This window comes from Nocardia sp. NPDC051833 (assembly GCF_040681225.1).
Taxonomy (GTDB): Bacteria; Actinomycetota; Actinomycetes; order Mycobacteriales; family Mycobacteriaceae; genus Nocardia.
This window is the reverse complement of the sequence record NZ_JBFAYK010000003.1, coordinates 418175-434907: the sequence shown is the minus strand read 5'-3', so window position 1 is coordinate 434907 and position 16733 is coordinate 418175. Positions and strand designations below refer to the sequence as shown.

At 70.0% G+C, this 16733-nt stretch carries 15 protein-coding genes; 11 read left to right on the top strand and 4 right to left on the bottom strand.

Annotated features, from left to right (window positions below; all coding sequences use genetic code 11):
* Positions 1 to 67: 67 nt before the first annotated feature.
* The 3 genes from AB0L91_RS26650 to AB0L91_RS26640 all read left to right on the top strand — a co-directional run bounded on the left by AB0L91_RS26650 (position 68) and on the right by AB0L91_RS26640 (position 2202).
* The gene (locus AB0L91_RS26650) at positions 68 to 706 is read left to right on the top strand and encodes an MspA family porin (protein ID WP_365014622.1); all 639 of its coding nucleotides are present in this window, start codon (positions 68 to 70) and stop codon (positions 704 to 706) included.
* A gap of 183 nt (positions 707 to 889) precedes the next feature.
* Positions 890 to 1660, top strand: coding sequence for an SDR family oxidoreductase (locus tag AB0L91_RS26645; protein WP_365014620.1), 771 nt, complete (start codon positions 890 to 892; stop codon positions 1658 to 1660).
* Between the two features lie 80 nt (positions 1661 to 1740).
* The gene (locus AB0L91_RS26640; protein ID WP_365014617.1) at positions 1741 to 2202 is read left to right on the top strand and encodes a cupin domain-containing protein; all 462 of its coding nucleotides are present in this window, start codon (positions 1741 to 1743) and stop codon (positions 2200 to 2202) included.
* Between the two features lie 48 nt (positions 2203 to 2250).
* Here the strand turns inward: AB0L91_RS26640 and AB0L91_RS26635 are convergent, their stop codons facing one another.
* Positions 2251 to 2907 carry a TetR/AcrR family transcriptional regulator gene (locus tag AB0L91_RS26635; protein ID WP_365014614.1) on the bottom strand — a complete coding sequence of 219 codons (657 nt, stop codon included), beginning with the start codon at positions 2905 to 2907 and terminating at the stop codon, positions 2251 to 2253.
* Positions 2908 to 3006: 99 nt separating this feature from the next.
* Here AB0L91_RS26635 and AB0L91_RS26630 point away from each other — a divergent pair, with 99 nt between their 5' ends.
* The 6 genes from AB0L91_RS26630 to AB0L91_RS26605 all read left to right on the top strand — a co-directional run bounded on the left by AB0L91_RS26630 (position 3007) and on the right by AB0L91_RS26605 (position 11641).
* Entirely contained in the window at positions 3007 to 4401 is a 1395-nt protein-coding gene (locus AB0L91_RS26630; RefSeq protein WP_365014611.1) for an NAD(P)-binding domain-containing protein, read from the top strand.
* A complete protein-coding gene (locus AB0L91_RS26625; RefSeq protein ID WP_365014608.1) occupies positions 4398 to 5315 on the top strand; it encodes an alpha/beta fold hydrolase in 918 nt (305 codons plus the stop codon). Before AB0L91_RS26630 ends, AB0L91_RS26625 begins: the two co-directional genes overlap by 4 nt.
* A complete protein-coding gene (locus AB0L91_RS26620; protein ID WP_365014605.1) occupies positions 5312 to 6406 on the top strand; it encodes a saccharopine dehydrogenase NADP-binding domain-containing protein in 1095 nt (364 codons plus the stop codon). The genes AB0L91_RS26625 and AB0L91_RS26620 overlap by 4 nt, the downstream gene beginning before the upstream one ends.
* A gap of 25 nt (positions 6407 to 6431) precedes the next feature.
* The gene (locus tag AB0L91_RS26615) at positions 6432 to 7655 is read left to right on the top strand and encodes a TetR/AcrR family transcriptional regulator (protein WP_365014603.1); all 1224 of its coding nucleotides are present in this window, start codon (positions 6432 to 6434) and stop codon (positions 7653 to 7655) included.
* Between the two features lie 210 nt (positions 7656 to 7865).
* On the top strand, positions 7866 to 9695 hold the full coding sequence (locus AB0L91_RS26610; protein ID WP_365014600.1) for an acyl-CoA dehydrogenase: 1830 nt from the start codon (positions 7866 to 7868) through the stop codon (positions 9693 to 9695).
* Positions 9696 to 9844: 149 nt separating this feature from the next.
* Positions 9845 to 11641, top strand: coding sequence for an acyl-CoA dehydrogenase (locus AB0L91_RS26605; protein ID WP_365014597.1), 1797 nt, complete (start codon positions 9845 to 9847; stop codon positions 11639 to 11641).
* A gap of 9 nt (positions 11642 to 11650) precedes the next feature.
* Here AB0L91_RS26605 and AB0L91_RS26600 read toward each other — a convergent pair whose 3' ends face one another.
* Together AB0L91_RS26600 and AB0L91_RS26595 are read right to left on the bottom strand one after the other, a co-directional pair.
* A complete protein-coding gene (locus tag AB0L91_RS26600; RefSeq protein WP_365015289.1) occupies positions 11651 to 12292 on the bottom strand; it encodes a response regulator transcription factor in 642 nt (213 codons plus the stop codon).
* A 14-nt stretch (positions 12293 to 12306) separates the two neighbouring features.
* The gene (locus AB0L91_RS26595) at positions 12307 to 13704 is read right to left on the bottom strand and encodes a sensor domain-containing protein (protein ID WP_365014594.1); all 1398 of its coding nucleotides are present in this window, start codon (positions 13702 to 13704) and stop codon (positions 12307 to 12309) included.
* A gap of 170 nt (positions 13705 to 13874) precedes the next feature.
* On the opposite strand from AB0L91_RS26595, the gene AB0L91_RS26590 reads away from it, so the two are divergent.
* Both AB0L91_RS26590 and AB0L91_RS26585 read left to right on the top strand, forming a co-directional pair.
* The gene (locus AB0L91_RS26590) at positions 13875 to 14318 is read left to right on the top strand and encodes a hypothetical protein (protein ID WP_365014592.1); all 444 of its coding nucleotides are present in this window, start codon (positions 13875 to 13877) and stop codon (positions 14316 to 14318) included.
* A gap of 71 nt (positions 14319 to 14389) precedes the next feature.
* Complete coding sequence (locus tag AB0L91_RS26585) at positions 14390 to 15274, top strand: alpha/beta hydrolase (RefSeq protein ID WP_365014589.1); 885 nt, start codon at positions 14390 to 14392, stop codon at positions 15272 to 15274.
* Positions 15275 to 15329: 55 nt separating this feature from the next.
* Here the strand turns inward: AB0L91_RS26585 and AB0L91_RS26580 are convergent, their stop codons facing one another.
* On the bottom strand, positions 15330 to 16718 hold the full coding sequence (locus AB0L91_RS26580) for a wax ester/triacylglycerol synthase family O-acyltransferase (RefSeq protein WP_365014586.1): 1389 nt from the start codon (positions 16716 to 16718) through the stop codon (positions 15330 to 15332).
* Positions 16719 to 16733: the final 15 nt, after the last annotated feature.

Sequence of the window (16733 nt, the reverse complement as noted above, 5' to 3'; positions counted from 1 at the left end):
TTCCTGGAGGTTCAGCGGAAACGATGGCCGTCGGCCGTCCGGCTGATCGAGACAGAGCGGGAGAATCATGTACAGGAAGCGCGTGGCGATCGGTGCCGCGCTCAGCGTCGGCCATCTGCTCGTGCTGGTTCCGGCGACGGCTACGGTGCCCGCGCGCGAGAAGACCTATGACGCGCCGGGTGGGATCGAGTACACCGTGGGGCACGGTGATGTCGCCGCTCGGTCGGTCGGAGCGCTCAACGGGATGCCCACCAATCGGGAGGCATTTCTCGATATCACCGGGTACGGGCGGGTCACCGGGCCGGGGACGGGCACGGTCGAGGCGGGGTATCTCGTGGCGTGCGCGGCCGATATCGATGTCGAGGTGAAGCTGGAGGGACGACTCGGATTCGACGCGGGCGCCAACGCCACGCTCGACGTCGGCCTGACCTCCCTTGACCCGGGTGTCGAGCTCGGCGTCGGGCCGAACGTCTCCGGTGGACTCGGCATCGAACTGTCGGTCGCACCGGGCAAGATCGTCAAGATCTCCGTAGGCGAGCAGGCCCTGCGTCCGGACGCGACCGGCTATGTCCACAGCCGCGACTTCCACCTGGTTGTCACCAATTGCGCTGGGCCACTGACTGTTCGGCCCTACACCAGTATCACCACCCACTCTCTCGATGTGACCGGCACCGGCGCGGTCTTCGCCGACCCGATCACCCTCTGACCGGCACGTCCGCGCACCTAGGGTTCCGGGTGATCGCAACCGTTCACGGAACGCAGGCAACCACCTAGATTTCGGTCTCGTGACCAGCGCGCTCCTCGATCGATGCGGTCCGGCACGGCCGGCGATCACTGTCCGCGGCTTCGGCGCGGGTGGTTTCCCGTCGCGTCCGCTGGGTGGCATCGGGTGACCGCCCCCGCCGACGTCCACCGCGTCGCGATCGTGACCGGTGCCGCTTCCGGAATAGGCCGCGCCACAGTCGAACTCTTCGCCGAACGTGGACATGACGTGGTGGCGGTGGATGTCGCCGAGCGCGGGCTCGCCGATCTCGGCGACGGCATCGTGACGCTCGCCGGAGACATCGCCGCGGCGGCGGTCAATCAGGCGGCTGTCGATACGGCGCTCAGCCGGTTCGGGCGGCTCGACACGATCGTGCTCAATGCCGGGATCGGGGGTACCCCACCGCTGGAATCCCCGGACGCGGTGGGCCGGGCCGATCGCATTCTCGACGTGAACCTGCTCGGCCCGGTCCACGGCCTCCGGGCCGCACTGCCCGCCCTGCGCGACTCCCGCGGCTCGGCGGTGTTCACCGCCTCGGTCGCCGGTCTGCGCGGCGATACCGGAAATTGGGCGTACAACGCGTCCAAGGGCGCGTTGATCAATCTCGTCCGCGCGTTCGCGCTCGACTATGCCGCACAGGGGATCCGGATCAACGCGATCGCACCGGGTCTCACCCGCACCGGCATCACCGCCGGCGTCCACCAGGACCACGCCGTGCTCTCCGCACTGGAGCGCCGAATTCCCCTGGGCCGCCTCGCCGAACCCCGCGAACAGGCCGAGGCGATCTGGTTCCTCGCCTCACCCGCCGCGAGCTACATCACCGGCACCACCCTCGTGGTCGACGGCGGGCTCGACGCCGATCTCGGCATCCTCCCGCTACCCGGCCTGGCACGCTGATCGACAGCAGAACGAATCGTCATTGCCCGGCCTCATCGGCCGAACAGCTCGACCCCGACCGCAAACGGAGGAGCGCACATATGACAGCGGAAGACTGGCGGCACAACGGTGTTCGGGTGATCAAGGCGGATCAGCTGGATGCGAACACGGCCCAGACACCGGGGATGGACCGGGCTGCGGCGATCGATGCCGCGCGGGTGGGGGCGCGGCAGATCTGGGCGGGGACGGTCACGATCCATCCGGATGCCAAGACCGGGGCGCATCATCACGGTGCGCTGGAGAGTGTCATCTATGTGGTGCGGGGGCGGGCGCGGATGCGCTGGGGTGAGCGGCTGGAGTTCGTCGCCGAGGCCGGGCCGGGGGATTTCATCTTCGTGCCGCCGTATGTCCCGCACCAGGAGATCAACGCGAGCACCGATGAACCCCTGGAGTGCGTGCTGGTGCGCAGCGACAGCGAAGCGGTGGTCGTCAATCTCGATATCGAGCCGATCGAGAAGCCGGAAACCGTGCACTGGGTCGACCCGATCCACCGTCACCCGTAGGCGATCGCACGGACCGCCAGGGACCGGGGCATCACCCGGCGGTCGGCCTCACACCGCCGGATCGGTGACCCGGAACGGCGCGAGCACCGTGGTGACCAGGTTCAACGCGACGCGCACCGCATGGTCGGCATCGCCGTCGGCCAGCCCGAGCAGTGGGTCCAATCCCTGGACGTGCGGCGCCAGCGCCAGATGCGGGAGCATCAGCAGGAGCAGGGCCAGCAGGGCGTCGAGGTCGGCGTCGCGGCGGATCACACCGGTGTCGACCGCGCGTTCCAGCAGCGGACGCAGGACCGCCAGGTAATGCTTGTTGACAGCCTCCCGGACCGCCGTGCGGGCGACCGGATCGGGCTCGAGATTGGCCGCGGCGGTCATCGCGCGTTCGAGCGGGTGGTCGTAGAAGTACCGCACCCAGGTCGTCACCAGACTCTCGAACGCGCCGACGAAGTCGGTATCCCACGGCAGTTCCGCCGCGGCCGCATCAATGGTCGCATGGATCCGTTCGCTGGACTGTTCGGCCAGGTAGACATACATATCCGCCTTGTCGGCGAAGTACTGGAACAGGCTGCCCTTGGCGACGCCCGCCTCCCGGCAGATGGTGTTGAGACTGCCGCCGCTGAACCCCCGCGCGGCGAACTCGGCCTCGGCGGCGGCCACCACGGCGGCGCGGCGGGCGGGCGCGAGCCGGTCCCATGTCCCTGTCGGCATCACTGCTCTCCTCTGCCCGCGGGCCCTTGACGGTGTGACCTCTTCGATCGTACAGTGACCAGTGGTCATATGACCACTGGTCACAAAGGAGTGTGCATCATGTTCGACCCCTCCAAGGGCGCCCGAGTGTGCGTGATCGGCGCGGGTTCGGCCGGCATCGCCGCGGTGAAGGTGCTGGCCGAACGCGGCCTGGACGTGGATTGTTACGAGCTGTCCGACCGGGTCGGCGGCAACTGGGTGTGGGGCAACAGCAACGGGGTCTCGGCCGCGTACAAGTCGCTGCACATCAACACCTCGCGGCAGCGGATGGAATTCAGCGACTTCCCGATGCCCGCGCACCTGCCCGACTTCGCGCGCCACGATCAGATCGCGCAGTACTTCGCCGACTACGTCACGCACTTCCGGTTCGGCGACCGCATCCGGTTCCACACCGGCGTCACCCATGTCGCCCCGCGCAACGACGGCACCTTCGACGTGACCCTGTCCACCGGCGAGATCGTCTGCTACGACGCGGTTCTCGTCGCCAACGGCCACCACTGGGATCCGCGCCTGCCCGAGCCGATGTTCCCCGGCGCGAGCGAATTCCGCGGGGAGATCATGCACTCCCACGCCTACACCGACGAAGCCCAGCTGACCGGCAAGCGCGTCGTCGTGCTCGGCATGGGCAATTCGGCGATGGACATCGCCGTCGACGCCTCGTATCACGCCGCGCAGACCCATCTTTCGGCTCGCAGCGGCGTCCACGTCATCCCGAAGTACGTGTGGGGGCGTCCCTACGACCGGATCGGCGGGGCGGAATGGATCCCCTCGTTCCTGCGCTGGCCGCTGGCCCGGCGGCTGATGGCCGCGGCGACCGGCCCGATGTCCCGCTACGGCCTGCCGGAGCCGGACCACAAGTTCGCCCAGGCGCATCCGACCATGTCCAGCCGCATCCTGGACCGGCTCGCGCACGGCGCGATCACCCCGGTGCCCACCATCGACCGGTTCGACGGCGACGAGGTCGTCTTCGCCGACGGCCGCCGCGTCGCCGCCGACCTGGTGGTGTTCTGCACCGGCTACAAGATCAGCTTCCCGTTCTTCGACCCCGGATTCCTCGACCCCTCCGGCGACAATCGAATCGGCCTGTACCGCAGGCTCTTCCATCCCGATGTCCCCGGCCTGTACTTCATCGGCCTGGTGCAGCCGCTGGGCGCGATCATGCCGATCGCCGAACGCCAGGCGCACCTGGTGGCCGACCACCTGCACGGCGTCTACCACCTGCCCGACCGCCGGGCGATGGATCGGGAGATCACCGCGCATCGGCGGGGGCTGGAACGTCGCTACGTGGCGTCGAAGCGGCACACCATCCAGGTCGACTTCGACGACTACATGCGCGATCTTCGCCTGGAGCGGCAGCGCGGAGCCGCTCGCCCCGCCGGATTGTCGGGCGCCGACTACCCGACCGCGTCCGTGCCCGCACGCCGCCAGCGCGAGCTCGAGGTGGCGGCGCGATGAGCATCGAACATCTGCGTTTCCCGTCCGTCGGCGGCGAATACTGCGCCGCGACGCTGTACCTGCCCGAGGGCGAGCGCCCGCCGGTGATCGTGATGGCGCACGGCCTCGGCGCGATCCGCGCCATGGGCCTGGCCGCCTACGCCGAACGATTCACGGCCGCGGGCTACGCGTGCCTGGTGTTCGACTACCGGTACTTCGGAGACAGCGAAGGCACACCACGGCACCTGCTCTCGACCACCGAACAGCGGGCCGATTGGGCCGCCGCCCTCACTTTCGCGCGGCAGCTGCCCCAGGTGGACGGCGACCGCATCGTGGCCTGGGGCACGTCCTTCGGCGGGGGTCACGTCATCTACACCGCCGCGCAACGACCGGCCGGCCTCGTGGCCGCGATCGCGCAGTGCCCGTTCACCGACGGCGTGGCCTCCACTCTGGCCGTCCATCCGGTCAGCTCGGTGAAGGCGACCGTCGCCTGGCTGCGCGATGTCGTCGGTACCCGCGCCGGCCGCGCGCCCCATATGATCGCCACCGCCGGACCTGTCCGCGGCACGGCGCTGATGACCGCACCCGACGCCGAGTCCGGCTATCTGGAGCTGGTCCCGCCCGGCGCGGACTTCCGTAACGAGGTCGCCGCCCGGGTCGTGCTGGACATCCTCACCGACCGGCCCGGACGCCTCACCGCCGACATCCGGGTCCCCATCCTGTTCTCGGTGTGCGAGACGGACTCGGTCGCCCCGGCCGGGCCGACACTGCGCTACGCCGCCCACGCGCCGTTCGGCGAGACCCGGACGTATCCCGACGGGCACTTCGACATCTACCGCGGCGACGCCTTCGAACGCGTCGTCACCGATCAGCTCGACTTCCTGCGGCGGCAGGTGCCGACCGCCCGCCTCGACGAAGGAGAATCGATTCCATGACCGGACGCATCGTCCTGCTCGGCGCCACCGGCTACACCGGCGACCTGGTGCTCGGCGCACTGCGGCGCCGCGGTGCCCGACCCGTGCTCGCGGGCCGCGACCGGACCGCGCTGCACGCACTCGCCGAGCGGTCCGGCGGTCTCGATCTGGCGGTCGCCGACGTCACCGACGCCGGGAGCGTCGCCGCGCTGATCGGGCAGGGCGATGTCCTCGTCACCACGGTCGGCCCGTTCGAACGGTTCGGCCACACCGTGGCCCGTGCGGCCGCCGAGGCCGGTGCCCACTACATCGATTCCACCGGCGAGGTCGGTTTCGTGCGGGACCTGCACCGCGACCTCGACGACCGGGCCCGGCGGACCGGATCGGTGATGCTCCCCGCCTTCGGCTACGACTACGTCCCCGGAATCCTCGCCGGGTCACTCGCCGCCGCGGACCACCCGAGCCCGGTGCGCTCGCTCGACATCGGCTACTTCGCCACCGGACCGCTGTGGCGGGGCCTGAGCCAGGGCACCCGGACCACCATGCGCGACGGCTTGTCGCTGCCGACCGCCCGCTGGCGGGACGCGCGACTGGTCGAGGAACGCAGCGCCTCGTCCACCCGGGCCTTCACCGTCCGCGGGCAGCGCAAACGCGCCTTCCTGGTCTCGGGCACCGAGGTACTCCACCTGCCCGCGGCGTTCCCGTCGCTCGAGAACGTCACCGTCTACAACGGCTGGTTCCCCGCCCTGAGCCGCCCGGCGACGGTGCTGTCCGCGGCGACCGCGGCCGCCCTGCGCGTGCCCGGTGGGCGCGCCCTGATCGATACGCTGACCCGCCCGGTCATCGGCCCCGCCGGTGGGCCCGACGCCACCGAACGCGCCCGCACCAGAACGCATGTCGTCGCGGTCGCGTCGTCGGCGTCGGGCCCCGCGACCGAGGTCCATGTCGAAGGTCCGAGCATCTACGACCTCACCGGCGAGCTCATCGCCTGGGCCGCGACGCGCCTCGCCGAGGGCGCCTCGTCCACCGCGGGTGTGGTCGGCCCCGTCGATGCCTTCGGACTGCGGGAACTGCGGGAGGGCTGTGCCGAGACCGGTCTCGTCGTGGTCTGAGCCGGGTGCGGGCACACTGAGGGGGATGAGATCCGAGGTGACCACCCGCCGCACGCGACCGCGCAACCGTCGCACGATCATCCTCGACGCCGCGTTCGACGCCTTCGCGCACGACGGATATCACGACACCTCGATGGCGATGGTCGCCGCCAGGGTGGGTATCTCCCCCGGAGCCCTCTACCGGCATTTCGACAGCAAGCAGCACCTCCTCGGCCAGTGTCTGCTCGCCGGATTGGACGACGCGCTGGCCCGGCTCGAGACCGCCTACCGACGGTCCCCCGCCGACGACGCGGTGGTCGTCGAGCTGGTCCAGGTGGCGCTGGACCGCCGCGGTCTGCCCCGGCTGTGGCAGCTCGAGTTCCGGCACCTGCACCCCACCGACCGGGTCGCGGTGCTGCTGCGCGCCGCCCGCCTGACGGAGTACCTGCGCCGCACCGTGCGGACGCGACGACCGGAACTGCGAGCCGCCGACGTGGAATTGCTGAGCTGGGCGGCCTTCTCGGTCGCGGCGAGCCCGGCCTACCACCGGCTCGAGCTGCCCCCGCCGGTCGCGGCGCGGGTGCTCGTCGCGACCGCGCGCGAGGTCCTCGCGATCGACCTCCCGGCGAACGGGGCGCGCGCCGCGCATGTTCGCGCGCACTGGGCGGCCAGCGATCGCCCAGGGCTCGACCGCACGGTGCGCCGCGAACGCATCCTCGCCGCGGCCGCGCATCTGTTCACCGACCACGGCTTCCCCGGCGTGAGCATCGACGACATCGGCGCCGCCGTCGGCATCACCGGCCCGGCCGTCTACCACCACTTCGACAGCAAGGCGCAACTGCTCGACGAGATCGTGCGCAGGCACGACGAGTGGGTCCATCTGCTGGTCTCCCGCGCGCTGACGCACGGCCGTGATCCCGGGGAGACGCTGCGGACCCTCACCCGCAACTTCGCCCGGTTCGGCGTCGACGAACCCGATTTGCTCGCCATCACGGTCAGCCAGACCCGCTACCTGCCGTCGGCCGCCGAACGCCGGTACCGGCAGGTCCGCCAGGACGGCATCGGCCGCTGGGCGCGCTTGCTGCGGGCGCTCCGTCCCGAGGTGGCCCCGCCCGTGGCGCGGATGCTCATCCGCGCGGTCACCACCGTGGTCATCGAAGCGGTCCGCAACCCACGGCTGGCCGGGCGTCCGGATCTGGTCGAGGCGCTGGTCGCGGTGGCCGAGCGGATTCAGGCCGTCCCGCTGGAGCCCGCACGACCCGGAAAGTGATTCACGCCACTCACCGGACGTTGACCGGTGGCCGCCGACGTCCGGCTACCAGCTACTGGGCCCACCGCCCCCGCGCACCCCGTTTTAGCCACCGTTCACTTAGCGTTGCCCGCCGCGCTGCCGTGCCGCACAGTGGCCGCGGGAGCCGCACCGCCGCCCCCCATCCCTCCGGACGCGTCGCGTCCCCGGCCCACCGAGAAGGCAACGTTCGTGAGTCATTACAAGAGCAACGTGCGAGACCTCGAGTTCAACCTGTTCGAGGTGTACGGACTCGAAACCGTCCTCGCGGCAGGCACTTTCGGTGATATGGACGCGGATACCGCGCGCTCGGTGCTCAGTGAGGCGGCCCGGCTCGCCGAGGGTCCGGTCGCGGCGCCGTACGCCGAGGCCGACCGCACACCCCCGACATTCGACCCGGCCACGCACACGGTGTCACTGCCGGACTCGTTCAAGCGCGCCGTCCGCGCCTGGTACGACGCGGAGTGGTGGCGCCTTGGCAAGTCCGAGGCGATCGGCGGCGTGCCCGCGCCCGCGATCCTGGAGTGGGCGGTCACCGAGTTCGTCCTCGGTGCCCAGCCCGCCGCGCACATGTACAGCATGGGTCCGGTGATGGCCGACATCCTCGACCGCGTCGGCAACGACCAGCAGCGCGCCTGGGCCCAGATCATCGTGGAGCGTGGCTGGGGCGCGACGATGGTGCTGACCGAGCCGGACGCGGGCTCCGACGTCGGCGCGGGCCGCACCAAGGCGATCGCGCAGGAAGACGGCTCCTGGCACATCGAGGGCGTCAAGCGCTTCATCACCTCCGCCGACTCCGACGACCTGTTCGGCAACATCGTGCACCTGGTCCTCGCCCGTCCGGAAGGCGCCGGTCCCGGCACCAAGGGCCTGTCGCTGTTCTTCGTCCCGAAGTTCCACTTCGACTCCGCCACCGGCGAACTCGGTGATCGCAACGGGGTGTTCGTCACCAACGTCGAGCACAAGATGGGCATCAAGGCCTCGGCCACCTGTGAACTCACCTTCGGCGGCCACGGCGTGCCCGCCAAGGGCTGGCTCGTCGGCGACGCGCACAACGGCATCGCGCAGATGTTCGAGGTCATCGAGAACGCTCGCATGATGGTCGGCACCAAGGCCATCGCGACCCTGTCGACCGGTTACCTGAACGCGCTGGAGTACGCCAAGACCCGCGTCCAGGGCGCCGACCTGACCCAGATGACCGACAAGACCGCACCGCGCGTCACGATCCTGCACCATCCCGACGTGCGTCGTTCGCTGCTGCTGCAGAAGGCCTACGCCGAGGGCCTGCGGTCGGTCTACCTGTTCACCGCCGCGCACAAGGATCCCGAAGTGGCACAGCATGTCTCGGGTGCCGACGGCGAGCTGGCCGCGCGCGTGAACGATCTGCTGCTCCCGATCGTCAAGGGTGTCGGCTCCGAGCGCGCCTACCAGTACCTGACCGACTCGCTGCAGACCTTCGGTGGCTCCGGCTTCCTGCAGGACTACCCGATCGAGCAGTACATCCGCGACGCGAAGATCGACTCGCTGTACGAGGGCACCACCGCCATCCAGGCGCAGGACTTCTTCTTCCGCAAGATCGCGCGTGACCGCGGTGTGGCCCTGGCCCACGTGGCGGGCCAGATCCAGAAGTTCATCGACGCCGACTCCGCCACCGAACGACTGAAAGGCGAGCGCAAGCTGCTCGCCACCGCGCTCGAGGACGTCCAGACCATGGCCGCCACCCTGACCGGCCACCTGATGGGCGCCCAGGAGCAGCCGACCGAGCTGTACAAGGTCGGCCTGGGTTCGGTCCGCTTCCTGATGGCGGTCGGCGACCTGTTCATCGGCTGGCGCCTGCTGGTCAACGCCGAGATCGCCCTCGCGGCTCTCGACGGCACGACCGGCGAGCGGGACTTCTACGCGGGGAAGGTCGCCGTCGCCGCGTTCTTCGCTCGCGAGGTCCTGCCCCGGCTCACCGCCGACCGCGCGGTCGTGGCGAGCCTGACCGACGACGCCATGACCATCCCCGAAGCCGCGTTCTGATCCGAGCAGGCACCGCGACGAGACATCGGGTCTCGCCGCGGTGCCGATCCTCGCGGCGAGTTCCCCGGAACCACTGACCGATCGTCGGTAGCTTGGTGCCGACAGCACAGGGGCTCCCGTCCGAGACGGCCGCCCCGGAGAGGACGACCGTGCGCTCGACCCTGATCTCCCGCCGGGATCTGGACTTCCTGCTCTACGAGTGGCTGCGCGTGGCGGAGCTGACCGCGGCCCCGCGGTTCGCCGAACACTCCAAGCAGACCTTCGACGGCTTCCTCGAGCTGTGCGAGGACATCGCGACGCGCTACTTCGCCCCGCACAACAAGCGCAACGACAGCAACGAGCCCACCTTCGACGGCGCGACGGTCACCATGATCCCGGAGGTGGGCGCCGCGGTCGAGGCGTTCACCAAGGCCAACCTCGTCGGCGCGAGCATGGATGAGGAGCTCGGCGGGCTGCAGCTGCCCGCGACCGTGCAGGCCGCGGGTATGAGCTGGTTCCAGGCCGCCAATGTCGGCACCACCGCCTATGTGTTCCTGACCATCGGCAACGCGAATCTGATCGCGGCCCACGGCAGCGCCGACCAGATCGCGCGGTTCGTCCGCCCGATGATCGAGGGCACCGCCACCGGCACCATGTGCCTGTCCGAACCCCAGGCCGGGAGTTCGCTGGCCGACATCGTCACCCGCGCCGAGCCGCAGGACGACGGCACCTACCGGCTGTTCGGGTCCAAGATGTGGATCTCCGGCGGCGATCACGAACTGACCGAGAACATCGTGCATCTGGTGCTGGCGAAGATCCCGGGCGGCCCCGCGGGCACCAAGGGCATCTCGCTGTTCATCGTGCCGAAGTTCCTCGTCGCCGAGGACGGGTCACGCGGCGAACGCAACGACGTCGTCCTGGCCGGGCTCAACCACAAGATGGGCTATCGCGGCACCACCAACACCGTCCTCAATTTCGGCGAGGGCCGCCACACGCCGGACGGCACGCCCGGCGCGGTCGGCTACCTCGTCGGCGAGCCGCACCGCGGTCTGTCCTACATGTTCACGATGATGAACGAGGCCCGCCTCGGCGTCGGCCTCGGCGCCACCGCGCTCGGCTACACCGGCTACCTGAAGTCCGTCGAGTACGCGCGCACCCGCCACCAGGGCCGTGCCCTCACCACCAGGGACCCGGCCACCGCGCAGATCCCGATCATCGAACACCCCGACGTCAAGCGAATGCTGCTGGCGCAGAAGGCCTACAGCGAGGGCGCGCTGGCGCTGCTGCTGTACTGCAACCGGCTCATCGATCTCGAGCGCACAGACACCGATCCCGAGGCCGCTCGCGCGCACACCCGGCTGCTGGAGATCCTCACCGGCGTGGCCAAGAGCTGGCCGTCGCAGTGGTGTCTGGAAGCCAACAATCTGGCCATCCAGGTCCACGGCGGCTACGGCTACACCCGCGAATACGACGTCGAGCAGCACTACCGCGACAACCGCCTCAATCCCATCCACGAGGGCACGCACGGCATCCAGGGCCTGGATCTACTGGGCCGCAAGGTGATCCAGCACGACGGCGCGTCGTTGCTCCTGCTGACCGAACACATCGCGGCCACCGTGTCCGCCGCAGGCGCGGCAGGCGGACAGCCCGGCGCGCACGCCGAGCTCCTCGACACCGCCTGGCAGCGCCTGCTCACCGTCACCGCCGCCATGTTCGCCGCGGGCGACCCGGCCGCGGCCATGGCCAACGCCGCCGTCTACCTCGAGGCGTTCGGACACCTCGTCCTCGCCTGGATCTGGCTCGAACAGGAACTGGCGACCGTCGGCAAGGACGGCGACTTCTACGACGGCAAGCGCGCGGCCGCCCGCTACTACTTCCGCTACGAACTACCCAAGACCGCACCCCAGCTCGACCTGCTCGCCGCGCTGGACCGCACGACCCTCGACACCGACGAGAACTGGTTCTGACCCGGCAGGTCACCCCCGCAGGCGCAGGACCGCGAGGACTCGGCGGTGATGGGTGTCCGACGGTGGCAGGTCGAGTTTGGTGAAGATGTTGCCGATGTGCTTCTCGACCGCGCGTTCGGTGACAGTGAGGGCGGCGGCGATCGCGTTGTTGGTCAGGCCCTGGGCCATCAGTTCGAGCACCTCGCGCTCGCGGGGCGTGAGCCGGGTCAGGCTGTCCTGCTGCCGGGAGGCGCCCATCAGCTGTTTCACCACCTCCGGGTCGAGCGCGGTGCCGCCGGTCGCGACCCGGTGCAGGGCGTCGACGAAATCGGCGACGTCCGCGACCCGATCCTTGAGCAGGTAGCCGACACCGCCCGCGCCCGCTGCGAGAAGTTCTGTCGCGTACCGGGTTTCGATCCATTGGGAGAAGACGAGCACACCGATGTCCGGGTAGGCGCGGCGCAGTTCGATCGCCGCAAGCAGTCCCTCGTCGGTGAAGGTGGGTGGCATCCGCACGTCCACCACCGTGACATCGGGCCGGTGCGCCCCGACCACCTCGGACAGCGACATCGCGTCACCGACCATCGCCACCACCTCGTGGCCGCGTTCGGTGAGCAGGCCGGCCAGACCGTCCCGCAGGATCGCGCTGTCCTCGGCGATCACCACTCGCAGCGGCCCCGGCGTGCTCACCGCGGACCCGTCATCGGCAACACCATGGCCACCACGGTAGGCCCACCGGCGGGACTGTCGACAGTGAGTGTGCCGTCGACGGCGTGGGCACGGGCGGCGAGACCGGCCAGCCCGCTGCCACCCGCCGCGCCGGACCCGGACGGGCACGCGCCACCGATCCCGTTGTCGCGCACGGTAATCACGAGCGAGCGCAGACTGGCGGGCAGCACCGTGACGGTGACCTCCGTCGCCCGCGCGTGTTTGACCACGTTGGTGAGCAGTTCGGCGACCGAGAAATAGCCGATGGCCTCGACCGCGGGGCTCGGCCGCCGCGGCAGGTGGACGCGCAGGTCGACCGGCACCGCGCAGCGGGCGGTGAGCGTCTCCAGGGCGGGCCCGAGGCCGAGTTCGAGTGCGGGCGGGTGGATGCCGCGGACCAGTTCGCGCAGCTCGGTCAGCGCCTCCTTCGCACCGGCGCGGGCCTCCGCGATGAGATCGCCGGGGTCCCCGCCGGTGGCCAGGCGTTCCTCGGCCCGGCCCAGGGCCATCGCGATGGTGACCAGCCGTGCCTGGGTGCCGTCGTGCAGGTCGCGCTCGACCCGGCGCAGCGTCGCGGCGGCGTCGTCGACCGCGGCCCGCCTGCTCGCGCGCAGCTCGGCCAGCTGCCGGTCCCGCGATGTCGCGGCCAGCAGGTGCGTGATCAGCATCCCGTGCACCCAGCAGACACCGCGGATCAGCCACGGCACCGCGAAACACAGCGCGATGCCGATGCCGGACACGGCCAGCGCCCTGGGCCAGGTGTCGACATAGAACGAACCGAACTGCACGAGACTGTGCCGCTCGATGCCGTTCTCGTCCACCTGGACCGGGTCGACCAGCAGCCACGGAATCGGCGAGATCGCGGTGAAGGCGACCATCGCGGTCACGACGAGCACCACGTAGCCGACCACCACACCCAGCACGGACTGCGCGAGCAGGAACAGCGTGGCCCGCCAGCTCACCCGGTCGGTGAACGCGCTCTTCAGGAAGCCGATCAGGCCCGGTCCGCGGACGAACGCCGGTGGCGCCTCGACCCGGACATCGAGCAGCGCCCTGCCGAGCCGACGGTAGATCCGTCCCCACACCCGGCCGCCGAGCAGGATCAGCGCCAGCAGCGGGATGCCGACGAGGAAGATCGACGTGTACAGCCCGCCGCCGACACCGAAGAACAGGTAGCACACGGCCACACAGCCGAGCACGAACGACAGGATCAGATAGCCGAGCTCCTTCCAGGTCCGGAGCTGGAAGGGCGCCCGCGCGATGGCGGCGAGCACCCCGCCGCGGGGGCGCGCTGGCTCGCGAAGGCCGTCGAGGACCGCGGTCTGCTCGCCGGAACCACTGATGACCAGGGTCGGCTCGGTTGGTGGGTGGGTCATGACTCCCATGGTTGTCGAGGCGGGCCGGGATCTCGATGGAGCTGCCCACCGGGTCGGTGGTGTAGCAGGCACCACCTTCCCACCAGGTCGGCATCGCGGCAGCCACCGCCGCCGGAAGGGTCGGCGGCGCGCCTGTTCACAGCGCGGCCCGCGCGAACGATGATCACCGCATGAGCACCCTGTGGTTCGTCGTCGTCCTGGTCGCCGGGATTCTCGCCGCACTCGCGATCGTCTCGATCCCGGTCGTCGTGTGGCTGCGGCGACGCGAGGCGCGCGTCACCGAGGAGCTGACCCGCGACCTGCGCGGCGACACCGTCGTGCGCGGACCGGAGCGGGCCCTCTACCGGGGCGCGACCGCGCCGGGATTCCCGACCGTGAAGGGCAACGGCGTCGTCGCGCTCACCGCCACCTCGCTGCGGTTCCGGCCGTACGTCGGAACGGCTTTCGACGTGCCGGTGGCCGAGATCGTGTCCGCACACGAGACGAAGGTCTTCCAGGGCGCGGTGACCGGCGGCCGCACCCACCTGGTCGTCGACACCCGAGCGGGCGAGATCGGCTTCTTCGTCGAGGACAACGCGGCGTGGCTGCGGGCGATCGAGCGGGTGGCCGGGTGAGATCCCGGCGTCCTCGCGCCGCTGTGGCATCATGAACTAGAACGAGTTCTAGAAATGTCGAGGAGGCCGCCGTGGGACCTGCGCGATCGGTGCGGACGGGGCCTTTCGTCGTGCCCGCCGTCGACGAGATTCCCGGCGGACGGATGCTCGATCTGCCCGGCCGCGGCCGGACCTATGTCGTGGACATCCCGGGACCGGTCGGCGCCCCCGTCCTGATCCTGCTGCACGGCACCGCCTGCACGGCGGCCCTGAACTGGTTTCCGGCACTGGAGACCCTGAGCGCGCGGTACCGCGTGGTGCTGTTCGATCAGCGCTGGCACGGGCGCGGAATCCAGTCGGCCCGATTCCGGCTCGACGACTGCGCCGACGACGTGGTCGCGGTCGCCGACGCGCTCGGCCTGGACCGCTTCGTCTGCGTCGGTTATTCGCTCGGCGGCATCGTCTCCCTGCTCACCGCCCACCGGCATCCGGACCGGGTGGCCGGGCTGGTGCTCTGCGCGACGCCGTATCGCTTCCAGGAGAAGTGGCGTGAGCGGGCATTCCATCGCGGCTTCGCCGGCGTCGCCGAGGCGCTGGGTGACTATCCGTATCGCCGGGCCCGGCGGCTCCTGCGCGCGCTGCCGGAACTGCCGGACGCGCTGGTGCCGGGGCACCTACGACAGTGGGCGATGGGCGAATTCCGCAGTACGAGCGGATGGGCGCTGGCGCCGGTGCTGGCCGAGATCGGAACCTTCGACGCCACCCCGTGGCTGCCGGAATTGCGGGTGCCGACCGCGGTGGTCATCACGACCAAGGACCGGGCGATCCCGGTGTATCGGCAGATCGAGCTCGCCGCCGCGATTCCCGGGTCGAGCGTGCATCCGGTCGCGGCGGGTCATGCGGCGTGCGCTGTCGCACCGGACCGGTTCGTGCCGGTACTGGCCGACGCGTGCCGGGCGGCGACCGCGCGGCGGTAGTCGACGACCCTGTTCGACGCCGGTGGCGAACAGGGCGGACATGCGGAGTGGGCGATCAGCCCCTGGCGCGGGCCGCGGCCAGCAGTTCGTCGATCACGGCGGGCACCGCGTCGGCCAGCGCGCCGACATCGGGCACCAGGTCACGACAGGCGATGAAGCCGAAATCGAGGTCGCCGCAGTTCGACAGCACAGTGACGGTGAGCCCGGCGCCGTGGAAGACCGGCCCGAACGGATACATGCCGTCCACCCGGACACCGAGGAAGTACAGCGGCATCGGCGGACCGGGCACGTTCGAGACCACCAGGTTGTGCACCACCGGATGCCGTTCAGCCAGCTTCAGCGACGAATAGACACGCGAGGCGAGGCGGAAGGTGTTGGGCGGGGCGTACTTCGACCAGTCCTGGAGGAAGTCGGCACCGATCAGATCGTGCTCGGCCTTGGCGTCCCGGTTGGCGACGGCCAGCATCTCCAGCCGCTCGACCGGATCGGCGATATCGGTGCCGAGCCGGCAGAACAGCGTCGAGACCTTGTTGATTCCCTCGGTGTGCCGGGTGGACTCGTGCACCGACACCGGCACCGAGGCGACCAGCGAGCGATCAGGCAGCTCATCGTGATCGGCCAGGTAGCGGCGCAACACACCACCGACCACGGTGAGCACGACATCGTTCACCTTCACCCCGAACGCGGCCTTGATCTCCTTGATCACGCCGAGATCGGTCTTGGTGAACGAGACCGCCCTGGTCGCGGTGACGGCCTGATTGAACGGCGTGCGCGGCGCGGAGAACGGCAGGGCCATCCCCGCTTCGTTGTTCCGCCGCCGTTGCGCGAAACCCGCCACCATGCCGAGAGTCTTGGGCACCATGCCGAGCATCCCGACCCTGGCGGGAAAGCGGACCGCGGCGCGCGCGATGAGCTCGAGATCGCCGGGCACCGGTTCCGGGTGCCACGGTTCAGGTTCCGGCCTGCTGAGCCCCGGCTCCAGATCGCACAGGTGCATCATCATGTTGGTGCCGGTGATGCCGTCGACGGCCGAATGGTGGTACTTGCAGACCACCGCGACCTTGCCGTCGTCGAGCCCCTCCACCACCGACATCTCCCACAGCGGCCGGTTCTGATCCATCGGCGTACTCGCTACCTCGCCGATGAGCGCGGCCAGACCGGCCTGCCCGCCCGGCTCCGGCAGCTCGACGCGCCGGATGTGGTTGTCGATGTCGAACTCGGGGTCGTCCACCCAGAGCGGATGGTCGAGGTTGAACGGCACCGGGTGGACCCGGCGGCGCATATGCGGGATGAGGGGCAGGCGCCTGCGGAGCTCGTCGCGCAGATGGTCGAACGAATACGGCCCGTCGGCCGGATCCAGAATCAGCAGGGCACACACGTGTAGATGCTGGGTATCGGTCTCCAGATAGAGGAAACTGGCATCCAATCCAGTAAGTCGTTCCATAGCCGAACCCTACTA

Excerpts from the sequence above, each read along its gene's own strand:
- AB0L91_RS26650 (WP_365014622.1), top strand. The coding sequence starts at position 68 with ATGTACAGGAAGCGCGTGGCGATCGGTGCCGCGCTCAGCGTCGGCCAT.
- AB0L91_RS26640 (WP_365014617.1), top strand. The coding sequence starts at position 1,741 with ATGACAGCGGAAGACTGGCGGCACAACGGTGTTCGGGTGATCAAGGCG.
- AB0L91_RS26635 (WP_365014614.1), bottom strand. The coding sequence starts at position 2,907 with ATGCCGACAGGGACATGGGACCGGCTCGCGCCCGCCCGCCGCGCCGCC.
- AB0L91_RS26630 (WP_365014611.1), top strand. The coding sequence starts at position 3,007 with ATGTTCGACCCCTCCAAGGGCGCCCGAGTGTGCGTGATCGGCGCGGGT.
- AB0L91_RS26625 (WP_365014608.1), top strand. The coding sequence starts at position 4,398 with ATGAGCATCGAACATCTGCGTTTCCCGTCCGTCGGCGGCGAATACTGC.
- AB0L91_RS26620 (WP_365014605.1), top strand. The coding sequence starts at position 5,312 with ATGACCGGACGCATCGTCCTGCTCGGCGCCACCGGCTACACCGGCGAC.
- AB0L91_RS26615 (WP_365014603.1), top strand. The coding sequence starts at position 6,432 with ATGAGATCCGAGGTGACCACCCGCCGCACGCGACCGCGCAACCGTCGC.
- AB0L91_RS26595 (WP_365014594.1), bottom strand. The coding sequence starts at position 13,704 with ATGACCCACCCACCAACCGAGCCGACCCTGGTCATCAGTGGTTCCGGC.
- AB0L91_RS26590 (WP_365014592.1), top strand. The coding sequence starts at position 13,875 with ATGAGCACCCTGTGGTTCGTCGTCGTCCTGGTCGCCGGGATTCTCGCC.
- AB0L91_RS26580 (WP_365014586.1), bottom strand. The coding sequence starts at position 16,718 with ATGGAACGACTTACTGGATTGGATGCCAGTTTCCTCTATCTGGAGACC.